The sequence below is a fragment of the Thalassolituus pacificus genome (genome assembly GCF_025318105.1).
GTDB lineage: Bacteria > Pseudomonadota > Gammaproteobacteria > Pseudomonadales > Oceanobacteraceae > Venatoribacter > Venatoribacter pacificus.
In genome coordinates this window covers 504136-520478 of the sequence record NZ_JAOANI010000014.1, presented here as the reverse complement: position 1 = coordinate 520478, position 16343 = coordinate 504136, and the positions used below count along the sequence as shown (strand labels likewise).

The window sequence follows — 16343 nt, the reverse complement described above, 5'->3', positions numbered from 1 at the left end:
TCGCTGGGTTCGCTTGGAGGTTGATAACATCACACTTTCCTGTTTTTGGGGTTGGAAAGTGTCAACTCTATTCAGGACGAGACACAACCCATAAAAAAGCCCGGCATCGCCGGGCTTTTTAGTGCTTCCTAAATATCAGAAAGCGAAGTGCTCTTCTTTCATCTGCATCAGCGTTTTAGGATCCTTAAGCATCATTTTCGCATGACCTTTCGCGCGCGGCAGCAGGCGGTCAAAGTAAAACTCTGCGGTATGAATTTTCGCCTGATAGAAATCACGGTCACCTTTGCCGGATTTCATGCCGGTGTAAGCTTTATCCGCCATCTGTGCCCAGAAAAAAGCCATCATGACGTAACCGGAGAACATCAGATAATCAACGGAAGCCGCACCCACCATATCGCGGTTTTTAGAAGCCTTGTAGGCCACGCGGAATGTGTTAATGCGCCACTGCAGCATGTAACGCTTCAGCTGCTTGATCAGCGGTTTCATTTCTGCACGGTTTTCATGGGTTTTAATAAAGGCCGTTACTTCAGCACGGAATTCATTAAACGATTTCAGTTTGCCCAACAGAATTTTACGCCCCAGCAGATCCAGTGCCTGCACGCCGGTGGTGCCCTCATACAGCTTGGCAATCTGCGTATCACGGACAATCTGTTCCATGCCCCACTCTTTGATAAAGCCATGCCCCCCGTAAACCTGTACGCCGTGATTAGCCGCTTCGTAGCCCAGCTCAGTCAGGAAGGCTTTCAGAACAGGCGTCAGGAAACCCAGTTTATCGTCAAACTGGTCATAGCCTTTTTTATCACCACGGTCGTGGGCCGCCATCATAAAGTCAGCCAGACGGGCCGCATGATAGAGCATCGCCCGGCCACCTTCAGCAATGGCCTTCTGTGTCAGCAACATACGACGCACATCGGGATGCACAATCAGCGAGTCAGCCACTTTATCCGGATGCTTAGTACCGCTCAGTGAGCGCATGGAACGGCGGTCTTTGGCATAAGGCAACGCGCCCTGGAACGATAATTCGGCAGCACCAACCCCCTGAATCGAGGTACCAATGCGGGCGGTGTTCATAAAGGTAAACATGCACATCAGGCCTTTATGCTCTGGCCCAATCAGGAAACCTTTCGCGGCATCAAAGTTCATCACACAGGTGGATGAGCCATGAATACCCATTTTCTCTTCGATAGAGCCACAGACCACCGGATTGCGATCACCCAGCGAGCCGTCGGCATTGACGTGGAATTTAGGCACAATAAACAGCGAAATACCTTTCGTACCTTCCGGTGCATTCGGCAGACGTGCCAGAACAATGTGAACAATCTGTTCGGTCAGATCGTGTTCACCGGAAGAAATAAAAATTTTGGTGCCGGTCAGGTTGTAACTGCCATCACCATTGGGTTCGGCCTTGGTTTTAACCTGCCCCAGATCTGTACCGCACTGTGGTTCAGTCAGACACATCGTGCCGGCCCAGCGGCCTTCGGTCATCGGCAGCAGAAAGGTTTGCTTCTGCTCTTCCGTACCGTGCATATAAATGGTGTTCATCGCCCCCAGAGAAAGCCCCGGATACATTCCCCACACCCAGTTAGCCGTGCCGATCATTTCAGATTTGATCACACCCAGCGACAGCGGCAGACCCTGCCCACCGTAAGCAACCGGTGCCGACATGCCCTGCCAGCCGCCTTCCACGTACTGACCATACGCTTCTTTAAAGCCTTTCGGTGTGGTGACTTCGCCATCTTTCCACACACAACCGTCGTCGCCGCTCTGATACAGCGGGGACACCACCTCTTCACTGAAGCGTGCCGCTTCGGTCAGAATGGCATCAACCATTTCCGGTGTGGCTTCGTCGCCACCGGGAATGGTTTTGTAGTGAGACTGAAAATCGAATACATCGTTAATCAGAAACTGAATATCTTTAAGTGGAGCCTTGTACTGAATCATTTGCACATCCTCAGAATAACGCGGAACTCAGGGCAATAATGGACTGCCCGCTAACGGGTAAAAATGTGCGGCGATTTTGGCAACAGCCAGCCCCAGCGCCATTGGCTACACGGCCGCGCCTGTCCGTCACTTGGGTAACTGCCATGGATGGCAGACATAGCATCAACGCCGGGAACGTTGATCAACATTGCACAGCAATGGCCCGCAGGGTGGCTGCCATGGATGGCAGACATAGCATCAACGCCGGGAGCGTTGATCAACATTGCACAGTAATGGCCCTCAGGGTGGCTGCCATGGATGACAGACATAGCATCAACGCCGGGAGCGTTGATCAACATTGCACAGCAATGGCCCGCAGGGTGGCTGCCATGGATGGCAGACATAGCATCAACGCCGGGAGCGTTGATCAACATTGCACAGCAATGGCCCGCAGGGTGGCTGCCATGGATGGCAGACATAAAAAAGCCCGCATCAGGCGCGGGCTTTTTTATTCAGGGTATGAGCCGGTCAGGCTGGCTCAGCCTGCTTTTTTGCTTCTTCATCCTTCAGCTCACGACGCAGAATTTTACCGACCGGAGTCATCGGTAATTCGCTGCGGAACTCAACATGACGCGGCACTTTATAGGCGGTCATATTTTCGCGGCAGTGTTTCTTGATTTCTTCTACGGTCAGGTTGGCATCGGTTGCCACCACAAACAGCTTAACCGCTTCACCGGTTTTTTCGTCTGGCACACCAATAGCCGCACAGTTTTCAACCGCCGGGTGCATGGCCACCACATCTTCAATTTCATTCGGGTAGACGTTAAAGCCAGACACCAGAATCATATCTTTAATGCGGTCAACGATTTTGACGAAACCATCTTCGTCAATCACAGCAACGTCACCGGTACGCAGCCATTCGCCATCCGGCGTAAAGCTGTCGGTCGTCGCTTCCGGACGATTCCAGTAACCTTTCATGACCTGTGGGCCTTTCACGCACAGCTCACCGCGCTCGCCCACAGCCACTTCGTTGCCGTCAGGGTCGATACATTTCAGTGCGGTACCGGGAACAGCCTGACCCACGGTGCCCATTTGCTCCAGACCACCGGATGGATTCATACACACCGCCGGAGAGCATTCGGTTAAACCATAGGCTTCAGAAATGCCGCAGCCGGTCAATTCTTTCCAGCGACGGGCCGTATCTTCCACCAGCGCCGTACCACCCGACAGGGTCAGTTTCAGCTGGCTGAAGTCACAGTTTTTAAATTCAGGATGGTTCAGCAGCGAGACAAACAGCGTATTCAGACCAATAAAGCCGGTCAGCTGGTGCGGCTTGATCATGCGCACAAACATATTGGCATCACGCGGGTTGGCAATCAGGATGCTGTGATCACCGGTTTCAAACAGCGCCATCAGATGCACGGTAAACGAGTAAATGTGGTAAAGCGGCAGCGGTGCCACCACCTTTACTCCGGTATCCGGTTTAATCTGCTGACCGGTTGTCGGGTCAATCTGGCTGAGCATGGCGCGAGATTGCATCATATTAGCAACGAGGTTGCGGTTGGTCAGTTCTGCGCCTTTGGCCACACCGGTGGTACCACCGGTGTATTGCAAAATAATCGTGTCGTTCGGGTTCTTGATGTAGTTGGCAACAAAACCACCGAACTTAGCGCCCTGCGACAATGCCTTACGGAACGGAACCGCATCCGGCAGGCTGTAAGCCGGAACCATTTTCTTCACGTATTTAGCAGCCGCATTGATCAGCGTACGCTTCGGGAACGGCAGCATATCGGCCAGACTGGTCACGATAATATGCTTGAGACCGGTTTCGGCGCGGATGTTCTGCACAGATTTGGCGAACACATCCATGCACACCAGCGCTTTCGCACCTGAATCGTTAAATTGATGCAGCATTTCCCGTTCGGTGTACAACGGGTTGGTATTCACCACAATCATGCCGGCACGCAGAGCACCGTACATCGCAATCGGAAATTGCAGAATGTTCGGCATCTGAATAGCGATACGATCGCCGGGTTGCAGACTGGTGTGATTTTGCAGATAGGCTGCAAACGCGGCACTGTATTCGTCGATCTGACGATACGTCAGGGTGTAGCCAATGCTGGTAAAAGCGTCGCGGTCGGCGTAACGCTGAAAAGCGCTTTCCACCACTTCCACTACTGCATTGTATTGATTCAGATCGATTTGATCCGTAACACCAGGTGCGCGCTTGCCGTCCCAGAAAGATGCTTCCACAGGGTTCCCCTTCAGAATTCAGGTTTTTGTTTTTTTAATGGCCAAAACTATGACCGAAAGCCGCGTTGAGTTAAAGAGGAAAACGTGACATGCTTCCGGTCATAACACGCCACGCAAAATTTTCCGCCCACTATGTCACACTCATCCGCTGCCAGCCGCGCATTTATCGGTACCGAATATCTGTCGCAATTAATCGAATTACTGGCTCAGCAGGGAATCAATACCTCGCAGTTAGCACAGGGCACAGGCCTGAGTGGTAAGACACTGGCATCGGCACAGGAATTTATTTCGCCGCTGCAGTATCACAAGGTGGTCGAGAACGCCCTTGCCCTGAGCGGCGACCCCTTACTGGGGCTTGAGCATGGCAAGCGCATGAACATATCCAGCCACGGTTTTCTGGGCTTTGCCATTATGGCCAGCGATACACTGGGTCAGGCATTGTCTCTGGCCATCCGTTACGCCCGCACCCGCACTCTGCTGGCGGATATCCGTTTTATTAACGACCACGATACCGCCATTATTCAGATCAACCGTTTGGCGGCGATGCCCAGCACCTTCAGCTTTGTCGTGCAGAACATTATTTCGACACTGGTGACCATTTCCCGCTTTCTTACCCAGAACAGCGAAGAGTTAACCGCGGTGGCCAAATTTACCGATATTGCCGTTCGGCCGGCCTCCTGTTACGAAGGCATTCTGGGTATTCCGGTGATGTTTAACCAGCCGCATAACCAGCTCTGCATTCCGGCCTGGTTACTGGATACACCGGTATCCACCGCCAACAATACTGCCCGGCGCATGGCCGAAGCCGAATGTGAAAAGCAACTGGCGGAGCTTGATCGTGGCCAGGATCTGGTCACACAGATACGCCGTCTCCTTGACCGTATGGATGCCTACCCGACGCTGACGGTTATGGCCAAAACCCTGAACTCCAGCCCGCGCACCATCAACCGTCAATTGGCGCAGCTGAATACCACCTACCAGAACATTATTGATGAAGCCCGGCGCGAGCAGGCACTGCACCTGCTGCTGGAAACCAATACTTCGGTGGAAGATATCGCCCACCAGCTGGGTTACAACGATCCGTCTAACTTTGGCCGCGCTTTCCGCCGCTGGCTGGGAGAGTCGCCGCGCGCCTTTCGCAAGAGAGCGCGGGAGCAGTATCCCGCTCAAGTGACAGAAGAAAGCATGACTGAAAACCCACCCTCCTGAGACGGGCGTTTTACAAAGCCTCAAACTCAGGTAGCATGGCGGCAACCATAACAATCATAATAAATCATGAATCAGGTTCATTTCTCCCCCGGTCAGCGCCCGGTTTATCAGCAGCTGTCGACTCAGGTTAACCAGTATTTCCAGCAGCAGAACATCGCCAAAAGCGGTGACCGCCGTCTGTTCCGTAAAGCCGTTGTTATTTTGCTGTTGTTCAGCAGCAGCTACGCCGCCCTGCTGTTGCTGCCGTCGCCCTGGAGTCTGATCGCCTGGTTTATTCATGGTATTGCCACCGCCCTGGTCGGTTTTAATGTCATGCACGACGGTGCCCACGAGTCATTCAGTGGTTCACGCCGCCTGAATCGCTTAGCAGCCCTCACCTTTAATCTGATCGGCAGTAACCGCTTTTACTGGGCACAAAAACACAACCGTAATCACCACAGTTTTACCAACGTCGATGATGTGGACGAAGACATCGATGCTCTGGGGCTGTTTCGTATGAGCCCGCACCAGCGACGTTTCTGGTTTCACCGTTACCAGCATATTTATGTCTGGTTGCTGTATACACTGACCAGCCTGTTCTGGTTTTTCGCACTGGATTACAAAGCCTATTTCCGCCAGAAAATCGCCCAGCGGGGCTTCAGTCAGCGCCTGTCGCTAACCGATCATGTTGAATTCTGGGCGAGTAAACTGCTTTATCTGCTGGTTTATATCGCCCTGCCCCTGAGCCTGTCGGATACGAGCACGGTGATCACCGGTTTTTTACTGATGCATGCGGTGCTCGGTTTTCTGTTCGCCGTTGTATTTCAACTGGCGCACATCGTTGATCAGGCCGAATTTCCGCAACCCGATGCAAACGGCGCCATGTCCGATGAATGGGCTGCTCACCAACTGCGCACGACGGTTGATTTTGCCACTCAGAATCGCTTTCTGACCTGGGCATTGGGCGGTCTGAATTTTCAGGTAGAGCATCATTTATTCCCCCGCGTCAGCCATGTTCATTACCCGGCATTGCATCAACTGCTGCAAGCATCCTGCAGCGCTCAGGGTCATCCTATCCGCAGCTACCCAAGCCTTTGGGCGGCCCTGAAAGGCCACTACTGCCATCTGCACCAGCTTGGCCGATATGACTGAAGCCTGCAGACTGACCGACACACAAGCGCTGACCTGCTAGACTGAACAATGAGTAATGTGGAGCTCTGATTTCTCAGATAAATCAGCGCTTTACCAGAAACACACTCATATTCAGAGGTATGCTTATGGAATCGCCGGTGCACAGCCTTAACGGCCTGTTTGCGCAGCTTGGTCTGCCCAACTCCGACCAGAAAATCGCTGACTTTATCGAGCAGCACAAGCCGGTTGCCGACAACACCAAACTGGCCGAGCTCGAATTCTTTAATCCGTCACAACAAGCTTTTCTGCGTGAGTCACTGGCTCAGGACGCCGACTGGGCCGAAGTGATCGACACACTCGACAGCCTGCTGCGCCATGAAGCCGATATCCGGCCAAGCTGACTGCTGCTATGCAAGTAAGCCAACATCTCTGGTGTGCTGACAGCGTCCCACCACATTGGTCACCTGCTCTGCCCACAGGACAGGCCGACCTGTTATTGCTGTTCACCTCGGCCGACCCCACCGCTGCCATCCATAACCTGACACAGCTCTTCCCAGCAACACCGCTATGCGGCTGTTCAAGCAGCGGTGAAATTCAGCAGCAGCGGGTGCTCGATAACAGCACGGTGCTCACCGTCCTGCGCTTTGCGCATACCCGGGTACAACTGGTGACCGAAAGCGTTAACGGCATGGCTGACAGTTATCAGGCCGGTGCCCGGGTCGCACAGCAACTGCGACAGGATGATCTGCGGCATCTTCTGGTGTTCGCCAACGGCATAAGCGTAAATGGCAGCCAGCTGGTCGCCGGGTTAAACCAGACACTGGCCCCTTTCAGCCGAATTTCCGGTGGCATTGCTGCCGATGGTGAACGCTTTCGCCATACCTGGCTGTATACCGTCGATGGCCGTTTCAGCCACCATGTCTGTGGTATTGGTTTTTACGGCCAGCATCTGCAGGTTCGTTGTGGCAGCTACGGCGGCTGGGATCCGTTTGGCCCCAGACGCCGGATTACCCGCGCACAAGGCAACCGTCTGTATGAACTTGACGGAATTTGCGCACTGGATCTGTATGAGAAATATCTGGGTGACTACGCCCAACAGTTACCGGCATCGGGATTACGCTTTCCACTGCTGATCTCGGGCGATGACAACGACCCCGTCGTCTGCTCAGTATTGGGTATCGACTGGCAGGAACGCTGCCTGCTGTTTGGCGCAGACATCCCCGAGCAGCACTATGCACAATTAATGCGTGCCAACGTCGACCGGCTGATTGATGGCGCTCATACCGCCTGTGAGCAGATCAGCCAGCAAAGTCAGGATGTGCCGGAGTTTGCCCTGCTGATCAGCTGCGTCGGTCGGCGGGCCATTATGCAACAGCTAATCGACGAAGAGCTGGAGGCCTTCAGTGAAACACTGGGCGCATCCATACCGGTCAGCGGTTTTTACTCCTACGGAGAAATTGCTCCTAACTGCGGCGTCGGTAAATGCAGCCTGCACAATCAGACCCTGACCATTACTACATTTACCGAGCACACGGCATGCATCGACTGCTGAAACGACAGTTAAAACGCCATCATCAGGGCACCGTCCCGGAAGCCTTCAGGCCGCTGTTGCAGGCCATCAGTGATGCCTACGAACAGGCCGATGTCGACCGGGAAATGCTGGAGCGCTCGCTGGCGTTAACGGCAGAAGAACTGCTGGAGCGTAATCAACGTCTGAGCCAGCACCTGCTTGAACAGCAAAAAGCCCAGTCTGATCTTGTAGCCTCCTATGAAATTCTGGATGCCACGCTGAATGCCTCCAAAGAAGGCATTCTGGTCGTCAGCGCCAATGATGACCGGCCAATCGCCGTCAACAAACACTATCTTTTCTTAATGGGACTGAACGAAGAGCGCATCAGTCAAATGAATGGTGCTGAATTATTCCGCAATTCTTTTCTGCAGTTATTTGAAGGTGAACAGCTTTACGATCAACTCAAAGAAATGCATCGCAATGAACAGGGCAGCCACCGTATCTACCCCATGCGCAAAGGGGGCTGGCTGGAAGTGTATGCGGTCAAGCACCCGGTCGCCGGCTATATCTGGATGCTGCGCGATATCAGCGAAATCCGCGAAAAAGAAGAAACCATTACCTATCAGGCTCAGCATGACAGCCTCACCGGTTTGCCCAACCGCGTGCTGCTGCAGGACCGGCTGGAGCTGAGTATTCACCGGGCTCAGGCGCAGCATTTGCGCATTGCGTTGTGTTACATCGACCTTGATGGCTTTAAAACCATCAACGACAGTCTTGGCCACGCCTGTGGCGACAAGCTGCTGATCGAAGTTGCGCAACGGCTGCAGCAAGCAATAAAAGTGCAGGATACACTTGCCCGGGTAGGCGGTGATGAGTTTGTGGTTATCATGGATGATATCAACGGTCAGGACGAAGTGCTGCAACGCGCCGATGCGATGCTCGAAGCTCTGATGCCACCGGTCGAACTGGAACAGCGCAGTTTCTTTGTTGGAGCCTCCATCGGGATTGCCATGTATCCGAACGACGGTGAAGAACCCGGCCTGCTGATGCGTAACGCCGACATTGCTATGTATCGCGCTAAAGCCAATGGCAAAAACTGTTTCCACTTTTTTACGCCGTCACTGGAACGCATCGCCCAGCACCGCCTGCAAATGGAAACCGAACTGCGCAAAGCCATCGAGCAAGACCTGCTCGAACTGCATTACCAGCCCAAAGTATTTCTGCAGAACAGTGTCCGCGGCATCCGCACCGGCCAGCTGCACAGCTTTGAAGCGTTGCTGCGCTGGCAACGGCCGGATGGCAGCTTTGTGCCACCGGAAAGCTTTATTCATATCGCCGAAGAATCCGGCATGATTGCGCAAATAGGCCAGCTGGTGATTGAAAAAGCCTGCCGCCAGGCGCGCTCATGGCTGAATGAAGGCTATGAGAGCAATATCAGCATCAATCTGTCGCCGCGTCAGTTTCTGATTCCCGGTTTTCATGAAGACATTGTCGACACCATCCGCTCTTACGGTATTCCCTCGTCCATGATTTCCGTAGAGATTACCGAAAGCCTGCTGATGCAGGACCTGGTCAGCGCCCGGGGCGTGCTGGAATATTTCCGTGCCCACGACGTGTTTGTTTATCTGGATGACTTTGGCAGCGGCTTCTCATCGTTAAATTATCTGAAAACATTACCGGTGGATGCGATCAAAATTGATCGTGCTTTTGTCCGCGACTTAAGCACCAGCAGTGCCGACCGGGCCATCGCCAACACCATCATAACCCTCGGTAAACAGCTGAATAAACTGATTGTCGCCGAAGGCATTGAAACCATTGAGCAAGCCAATTTCCTCATCGACAGCGGCTGCGATCTGGCGCAGGGCTACTTTTATGGCCGTCCGGTCAACGGTGATACCGCGCGACATTATTTTCAGCTGAACCCGGTACGGCCTTCTGCTCTTGCCAAACCCGGTGCATCTGAGTAGATTCGCCGCTTCTCTGAATCCTGTGAGGCCATTGTGAAATATCCGCAATTTATTGCCATCGACGGCAGTTCGTTTGAAGAACACGCCCACCCGGTTGCCATTGCCTGGTCACAGTCCGATGGCCAGATTAAAACCACACTGGTTCAGCCGGAAGATGATTGGGACGACTGGGATATAAGCCTGCAGGATCTGCACGGTATCACACCGGATACGCTGTATCAGCGTGGAGAAACCGCCTGGTCAGTGATGCGTGAGCTGGAACACGATCTGGAACAGCCTTATCTGTTCGCCGATGACACCGCACGGGTAACCGAACTGCTGGAAAAACTGTATGACGCCTGCAGCCGTGACCTGAGTATTGAAATCAGCGACTGCCGTGATGAATGGCAGGATACTAACGCGCTGGATGAAAGCGAACTGCACCATCTGCCCTGCGACGAACGGGTTCACCGTATGCTGCTGGCCTGGGCACAGGAACACGCCGGTCACAACGGCTAAGCAGCCTGATGTGATTGCCAGCCAGCTCCCCTCCTGATAAAACCGGATAATCACCAGACTTAACAGGAGAGACTCATGGGTGCGGGAACGCTGATTTTTTTCTGCGGAAAAATGGGGGCGGGAAAATCCACGTATGCACAACAATTAGCCCGGAAAGACAGCGCCATTCTGATCTCAGAAGATGAATGGCTTGCTACTCTTTATCCGCAACAAATCCATACTATAAAGGATTATCTGCGCTGTTCAGCACAGCTGAAGAATATTCTAAGCGAACATATCAGCCTGCTGTTAAAAAGTGGCCTGACACTGATTCTCGACTTTCCTGGCAACACGATTGAGCAGCGCCACTGGTTTAAAGACATCATTAACCGCAGCCAGTGCCAGCACCGTTTAATTTGCCTGAATCACAGCGACGAACGTTGCCTGCAGCAGCTTGCTCAACGCCGTAACGAACAACCGCAACGTGCTGCCTTTGATAACGAAGCAACCTTTTATCAACTCAGTCAGTTCTTTCAGCTACCGACAGAAGAGGAAGGTTTTATTCTGGAATGGCTGCAGAATTAAAGACCAAATACAGATACCGGACTAAAAACATAAACAATGGCCATCGGAACCGTGGCCATTTTTTATACCTGAATACCAGCGTCTGCACTGCCGGGCGATTACGTCAGAGCAAGCAGAACGCAACACGAAAAAATCGCAATTAACGATCAATCAGATCCGGTTCTTTCTGCAGGTCGGTAATAACCGCCGCTAAAAAACGACTGGCCTCGCCACCGGTAACCGCACGATGATCAAAGGTCAGTGACAGTGGTAACACTTTACCGGCAAACAATTCTCCCATCGCACACAACGGTTTTTCCAGCACTCGTCCGGCGCCCAGAATGGCCATGGTTGGCGGCACAACCACCGGTGTGCCGTAACGGCCGGCAATGGCGCCGTAATTCGATAAGGTAATCGTTGCACCCTGCATTTCCTGAGGCGGAATGGTACGCGCACGAACATCGGCCTTCAGACGGTCAAGCCCGGCGCGCAGATCATCAGCACCACGTGAACCCACGTCGCGTAACACCGGTACAAATAAGCCCTGCGCGGTATCGACCGCAATGCCCAGATCAATCTGGCTGATCAAGCGCCGGGTCATCTGCTGATGCTGCTCATCGCCATGAAACCAGCCGTTTAAATCCGGCACCGCAGCACAACCGGCGGCAATGGCCTGCACCAGCCGGATACTGACATCTTCATCGGCATCCCAGTGCGACACATCGGCTTCATCAAACAGGGTGACCGGCACCACCTGTGCATGGGCCAGAGCCATGGCCCGGGCCATGCTTTTACGCACGCCGGTCAGACGTTCGCCCTGCCCCAGTTGCTGATCCAGACGGCTGGCCTTTTCCACATCGTCGGCCGTAATCCGGCCATCCGGACCGCTGCCGCTGACTTGCTGAATATCCACAGTCAGACGCCGTGCCAACGCCCGCACACTGGGCGTGACCCGCACCCGGTCAGCGCTGCTGCCCTGACCGCCCTGGCCAATCACAAAATGATCTTCACTGCGCTCACGGGCAACCGGCATTTCGCCCACCACCGAGCCATTATCCGCAGCTTTAACCGGTGTTTTGTCCGATGTTGTGGCCTGGCTATCGTCTTCTGCCGCTGCGCTTTGTTCAAACTCCACCAGTGGCTCGCCGGTATTGACGGTATCGCCGGGCTCACCAAAACAGTGGCTGACCACACCCGCACAGGGGGACGGTAATTCAACAATGGCTTTGGCGGTTTCAACCGACAACAACAGCTGATCAAGCGCAACGCTGTCTCCGGCTTTTACGTGCCACTCCACAATATCGGCATCGGCCAGACCTTCACCTAAATCGGGCAAGCGAAAATAACGCATACACACTCCTGATTTACCGGCCATTAGAGATTTTTTTGTTACCAATTTAACGGTAGCTCATGCATTGCCCGGCTGCGGCAACAATGTCGGCCACCTGCGGCAGATACAACAACTCCTGACGGAAATACGGCATTGGCGTATCAAATCCTGTCACCCGGATCACCGGAGCCTGTAATAAATCGAGACTCTGTTCGCTCAGCCGGGCTGAAATATCGGCACCGATTCCACCGCTGCGGGCGGCCTCGTGAATGATCACACAGCGCCCGGTTTTTTCGACCGAGGCGCGGATGCTGTCCATATCCAGCGGACTGACCGTCGCCACATCGATCACTTCTGCGCTGATACCGCGCTGCGCCAGTTCCTGCGCTGCGGCCAGTGTTTCCTGAATGCAGGCCCCCCAACTGACCAGCGTGATGTCATGCCCTTCGCGCAGAATAAAAACGGTATCGAGTGGCAGACGAGCACCGTCGTCACTCAGCGGTTGCTTCAGTGCGCGGTAAAGGCGCTTGGGTTCGAGAAAAATCACCGGATCGGGGTTATCAATCGCACTCAGCAGCAGGCCATAAGCCCGCCGGGGGGATGATGGAATCACCACCCGCAGACCCGGAATATGCGCAAATAAAGCCTCGGTACTCTCGGAATGATGTTCAGGCGCATGAATGCCACCGCCAAACGGCGCACGCACCACCAGCGGACAATGCAACCGCCCGCGGGTGCGATTGCGCAACCTTGCTGCGTGGGTCACCAGCTGTTCCATGGCCGGAAAAATAAACCCCATAAACTGAATTTCGGCGACCGGTTTCAGACCTTGCGAGGCCATGCCAATGGCCGTACCGGCAATCAGGGCTTCAGCCAGTGGCGTATCCATTACCCGCTCGCAGCCAAACTGTTGCTGCAGCCCCTGTGTGGCGCGGAATACTCCGCCGTTAAGGCCAATATCTTCCCCCAGCAGCACAACGTCAGGGTCTTCGGTCATGGCCCGCGCCAAGGCCAGATTGACGGCCTCTACCAATGTCAGATCGTGGGATTCGGGCACGCCGGTGGATACTCCCGTTGTGGTTTTGTTGGTCATATCACACCTCCCGTGCGGCCATGCGCGCAGCAAACACATCGAGTTGCTCATCCAGCGCTGGGGGCCATTCCGCGTATAAGTGATCAAACATCGCTTCTGCTGCCTGTGCCGGCGTTGCCAGATACTGCTCTACCGCCTTACTCACGACGGTTTGGCAATGATCCTGCCAATGCGCATCCATGGCTTCGCTCCAGGCCCCCTGCGAGGTCAGAAACTGACGCAAACGCAGCAGCGGTTCCCGGCTCCAGGCGGCTTTGACTTCATCATCGGTACGGTAGCGGCTGGCATCGTCAGCGGTAGTGTGATCGCCAAGGCGGTAACTAACGGCTTCAATCAGGGTGGGGCCTTTACGATGGCGCGCCCGCTCCAGTGCTACGGTGACTACATCCAGCATCGCGATGATGTCGTTACCATCGACCTGCACACTGTGTATACCGGCACCCCAGCCTTTTTGCGCCAGCGTCGGCGCACCACATTGTGCGGCGCGCGGTACCGATATTGCCCATTGGTTGTTGTTGATGACAAACACCACCGGCAAATGCCAGGTGCCCGCCAGATTCAGGGCCTCAAGAAAATCGCCCTTGGAAGTTGCACCATCCCCCAGTGTGCACAGCACCGCCTGCGGCTGTTGGCGGATTTTCAGCGCGGCAGCAATACCCACTGCATGACCACACTGGCTGGCAATAGGGACGCATACCGGTAAATCCTGCGCCGGACCCGCATGACTGCCGCGCTCATCGCCACCCCAGTACAGCAGCAAATCATGCATCGCCGCACCACGAATCAGCTGCGTGGCGTGGTCGCGGTAATACGGCACAAACACATCCTCCGCTTCCAGCGCCAGACCACAGGCAACGCCAATGGCTTCCTGGCCGACAGAGGATGGAAAGGTGCCGAGCTGGCCGGTACGCTGCAATGCCACCGCCTTCTGATCAAACAGGCGTGTCAGCATCATCCACTCATAGGCCCGTAATAACGGCTCAAACTCACGTGCCCAAAGGGGAACGTCACCTACGGGAACACCATCGCAGCCCAGGTACTGCACCATAGCGCCGGGATCAATAGCAGGAATATCCGCCATAGCATTTTCCTCCGTCAGTCAGACGCTCATCAGGCTTACGTCCGTTAGGGGTTTTGTACTTATCAGAATATCGGTCGCTGCCGCGTCTGAAGAAGACGTGAGCAGGCGCACAGGCAGCGCGCTGGCAGCAAAGGCGCTGCGAATGAAATAACAGCAAAGACAGATCCATCCCCGTCGGGGGCGGAAAACGGTTTGACGAGACATTCAGCACCTCCGGCTTTTGGCCTGAGCGTCGCCCATTCAGGGCAAATGCCATTCTGCTTGTGGCAAAACGAACATGTTTAAAGCATCTCTGAATATGTAGCTGAGAAACGCTCGGGCAGAAAGGCAAAAGACCGCTTTAAACTAAGCAGAGCGAACGCAAATATCATGATCGAATATAAGTGCGCAGAGCCCCGTCCTGCCAAACCATAGCCGTCGGCAGACGAAACCATTAGAGTACGCACTTATTTTTTCTGGCAACGAGTCCCATGGCGCTGAAAGCAACCATTTTTAAAGCCGAGTTAAATGTATCCGATATGGATCGGCACCATTATCAGACCTACAACCTGACCATTGCCCAGCATCCGTCTGAAACCACCGAGCGGATGATGGTTCGCCTCGCAGCCTTTACCCTCAATGCCAGCGAGCAACTGGAATTTACCAAAGGCCTGAGCACCGATGACGAGCCGGACTTATGGGCGCATTCATTGAGCGATGAAATTGATCTGTGGGTTGAACTCGGCCAGCCCGATGAAAAACGCATCCGCAAAGCTTGTAACCGGGCGAAGCAAGTCATTATTTATGGCTACCACGGGCGCGCTTCTCAACTTTGGTGGCAACAGGTTGAAAACAGCTGTCAGCGTTTTAATAACCTGCAGGTGGTGGATTTTGATGCGGCCGCCATCGAGCAACTGCAACAACTGACGGGCCGCACCATGCGTCTGCAGGCCAGCATTCAGGATGGCATGCTGTGGCTGGGTGATAGCAGCCAGACCATTGAAATTGGCATGACGGTACTGCGAGAAAATAAGCGCTGAGGAAAGTAAGCGTCAGGGAGAGTGAGGACGAAGAACAATTAAGCGTTGAGAGAGTTCAGCGTGTCTGATTAAGAATGGCTGCCAGACGTCCGTCGGCGGCCATTCTGGCCAGCGCCTGATTAAAGCGCTGATGTAATTCACTACCGCGCGGAGTACGCTGAAAAGCGAAAAAAACCGGATGTTCACTCAGCGGCTGTGTACGCTCGTAATGCACCAGATCGTCAGCCTGTTGCTCTGCAATGGCCCGCAGCGCGGAACGCTCATCACCGATAAATACGTCGATACGTCCCGCCAACAGTTTTTTAATATTCTGCGGATCGGTGATCGTGCTCTGATAGCTGGCTCCGGCGACAGACAACACATCGTCGGAATAACTGAACCCGGCGGTATAACCGACACGTTTTCCGGCCATATCTGTGGCTTTTAAAACCCGCGGATCAGCGGTGCGGGTAAAAGCAAAAATACGTTTACTGTAAACGGCGGTTGTTGCCAGGTACGGCGAGTTCATAGAGACGTCGATCGCCGGAAAAATCACATCCAGATGACGCTCTACGAACTCTTCCCGCACGCGCTGGGTCGGAAACAATGCAATGTTTAATTCCTGTCCGGCTTCTTCGGCAACCGCTTCCGCCAGACGGATAAAAACGCCGCGATTTTCCGACTCCACCATCAATGGAATGGCAAAGGTGCCCATGCGAATAGGCTCGCTCTGTGCCGGCATCACCAGCAGCAGCGGCAATAAAGCATACATTGCGAGCAGTAACCGGCCTGTGCGCATAACCCGTCCATGAAAGGAATAAAGGCTCATGC

General features: G+C 54.1%; 15 protein-coding genes. 8 read left to right on the top strand and 7 right to left on the bottom strand.

The window, feature by feature from the left end; translation table 11 throughout:
- Positions 1-135: 135 nt before the first annotated feature.
- Genes NYR02_RS07165 through NYR02_RS07155 form a run of 3 tightly spaced genes read right to left on the bottom strand, consistent with a single transcriptional unit; the run spans position 136 to position 4173 of the window.
- Positions 136-1941, bottom strand: coding sequence for an acyl-CoA dehydrogenase C-terminal domain-containing protein (locus NYR02_RS07165; protein ID WP_260975680.1), 1806 nt, complete (start codon positions 1939-1941; stop codon positions 136-138).
- A gap of 50 nt (positions 1942-1991) precedes the next feature.
- Positions 1992-2399 carry a hypothetical protein gene (locus tag NYR02_RS07160; RefSeq protein ID WP_260975679.1) on the bottom strand — a complete coding sequence of 136 codons (408 nt, stop codon included), beginning with the start codon at positions 2397-2399 and terminating at the stop codon, positions 1992-1994.
- A gap of 49 nt (positions 2400-2448) precedes the next feature.
- Positions 2449-4173, bottom strand: a complete 1725-nt coding sequence (locus NYR02_RS07155) for an AMP-binding protein (RefSeq protein WP_260975678.1) — start codon at positions 4171-4173, stop codon at positions 2449-2451.
- Between the two features lie 132 nt (positions 4174-4305).
- Between NYR02_RS07155 and NYR02_RS07150 the strand changes: the two genes are divergently transcribed.
- The 7 genes from NYR02_RS07150 (at position 4306) to NYR02_RS07120 (ending at position 11031) form a co-directional block, all read left to right on the top strand.
- Positions 4306-5382, top strand: a complete 1077-nt coding sequence (locus NYR02_RS07150) for an AraC family transcriptional regulator (protein WP_260975677.1) — start codon at positions 4306-4308, stop codon at positions 5380-5382.
- 66 nt (positions 5383-5448) lie between these two features.
- Positions 5449-6513: a fatty acid desaturase family protein gene (locus tag NYR02_RS07145; RefSeq protein ID WP_260975676.1), complete on the top strand. Its 1065-nt coding sequence runs from the start codon at positions 5449-5451 to the stop codon at positions 6511-6513.
- 125 nt (positions 6514-6638) lie between these two features.
- Positions 6639-6893 (top strand): DUF2789 domain-containing protein, encoded by a 255-nt coding sequence (locus NYR02_RS07140; protein WP_260975675.1) that lies wholly within the window; start codon positions 6639-6641, stop codon positions 6891-6893.
- An 8-nt stretch (positions 6894-6901) separates the two neighbouring features.
- Complete coding sequence (locus NYR02_RS07135; protein ID WP_260975674.1) at positions 6902-8044, top strand: FIST signal transduction protein; 1143 nt, start codon at positions 6902-6904, stop codon at positions 8042-8044.
- A complete protein-coding gene (locus tag NYR02_RS07130; protein WP_260975673.1) occupies positions 8029-9969 on the top strand; it encodes a putative bifunctional diguanylate cyclase/phosphodiesterase in 1941 nt (646 codons plus the stop codon). The genes NYR02_RS07135 and NYR02_RS07130 overlap by 16 nt, the downstream gene beginning before the upstream one ends.
- 33 nt (positions 9970-10002) lie before the next feature.
- Positions 10003-10467: a 3'-5' exonuclease family protein gene (locus tag NYR02_RS07125; RefSeq protein ID WP_260975672.1), complete on the top strand. Its 465-nt coding sequence runs from the start codon at positions 10003-10005 to the stop codon at positions 10465-10467.
- A gap of 75 nt (positions 10468-10542) precedes the next feature.
- Entirely contained in the window at positions 10543-11031 is a 489-nt protein-coding gene (locus NYR02_RS07120; protein ID WP_260975671.1) for a P-loop nucleotide/nucleoside kinase family protein, read from the top strand.
- Positions 11032-11170: 139 nt separating this feature from the next.
- On the opposite strand, the gene NYR02_RS07115 is transcribed toward NYR02_RS07120, so the two are convergent.
- Genes NYR02_RS07115 through pdhA form a run of 3 tightly spaced genes read right to left on the bottom strand, consistent with a single transcriptional unit; the run spans position 11171 to position 14514 of the window.
- The gene (locus tag NYR02_RS07115) at positions 11171-12361 is read right to left on the bottom strand and encodes a dihydrolipoamide acetyltransferase family protein (protein WP_260975670.1); all 1191 of its coding nucleotides are present in this window, start codon (positions 12359-12361) and stop codon (positions 11171-11173) included.
- Positions 12362-12407: 46 nt separating this feature from the next.
- On the bottom strand, positions 12408-13433 hold the full coding sequence (locus NYR02_RS07110; protein ID WP_260975669.1) for an alpha-ketoacid dehydrogenase subunit beta: 1026 nt from the start codon (positions 13431-13433) through the stop codon (positions 12408-12410).
- A 1-nt stretch (position 13434) separates the two neighbouring features.
- A complete protein-coding gene (pdhA, locus tag NYR02_RS07105) occupies positions 13435-14514 on the bottom strand; it encodes a pyruvate dehydrogenase (acetyl-transferring) E1 component subunit alpha (RefSeq protein ID WP_260975668.1) in 1080 nt (359 codons plus the stop codon).
- A gap of 470 nt (positions 14515-14984) precedes the next feature.
- Here pdhA and NYR02_RS07100 point away from each other — a divergent pair, with 470 nt between their 5' ends.
- A complete protein-coding gene (locus NYR02_RS07100) occupies positions 14985-15533 on the top strand; it encodes a YaeQ family protein (RefSeq protein WP_260975667.1) in 549 nt (182 codons plus the stop codon).
- 55 nt (positions 15534-15588) lie between these two features.
- Here the strand turns inward: NYR02_RS07100 and NYR02_RS07095 are convergent, their stop codons facing one another.
- Entirely contained in the window at positions 15589-16341 is a 753-nt protein-coding gene (locus tag NYR02_RS07095) for a substrate-binding periplasmic protein (RefSeq protein ID WP_260975666.1), read from the bottom strand.
- Between the last annotated feature and the right edge of the window lie 2 nt (positions 16342-16343).

Bases quoted from the DNA above. Each gene is read 5' to 3' on its own strand.
- NYR02_RS07165 (WP_260975680.1), bottom strand. From the start codon at position 1,941: ATGATTCAGTACAAGGCTCCACTTAAAGATATTCAGTTTCTGATTAAC.
- NYR02_RS07160 (WP_260975679.1), bottom strand. From the start codon at position 2,399: ATGTCTGCCATCCATGGCAGCCACCCTGCGGGCCATTGCTGTGCAATG.
- NYR02_RS07150 (WP_260975677.1), top strand. From the start codon at position 4,306: ATGTCACACTCATCCGCTGCCAGCCGCGCATTTATCGGTACCGAATAT.
- NYR02_RS07145 (WP_260975676.1), top strand. From the start codon at position 5,449: ATGAATCAGGTTCATTTCTCCCCCGGTCAGCGCCCGGTTTATCAGCAG.
- NYR02_RS07140 (WP_260975675.1), top strand. From the start codon at position 6,639: ATGGAATCGCCGGTGCACAGCCTTAACGGCCTGTTTGCGCAGCTTGGT.
- NYR02_RS07135 (WP_260975674.1), top strand. From the start codon at position 6,902: ATGCAAGTAAGCCAACATCTCTGGTGTGCTGACAGCGTCCCACCACAT.
- NYR02_RS07130 (WP_260975673.1), top strand. From the start codon at position 8,029: ATGCATCGACTGCTGAAACGACAGTTAAAACGCCATCATCAGGGCACC.
- NYR02_RS07120 (WP_260975671.1), top strand. From the start codon at position 10,543: ATGGGTGCGGGAACGCTGATTTTTTTCTGCGGAAAAATGGGGGCGGGA.
- NYR02_RS07115 (WP_260975670.1), bottom strand. From the start codon at position 12,361: ATGCGTTATTTTCGCTTGCCCGATTTAGGTGAAGGTCTGGCCGATGCC.
- NYR02_RS07110 (WP_260975669.1), bottom strand. From the start codon at position 13,433: ATGACCAACAAAACCACAACGGGAGTATCCACCGGCGTGCCCGAATCC.
- pdhA (WP_260975668.1), bottom strand. From the start codon at position 14,514: ATGGCGGATATTCCTGCTATTGATCCCGGCGCTATGGTGCAGTACCTG.
- NYR02_RS07100 (WP_260975667.1), top strand. From the start codon at position 14,985: ATGGCGCTGAAAGCAACCATTTTTAAAGCCGAGTTAAATGTATCCGAT.
- NYR02_RS07095 (WP_260975666.1), bottom strand. From the start codon at position 16,341: ATGAGCCTTTATTCCTTTCATGGACGGGTTATGCGCACAGGCCGGTTA.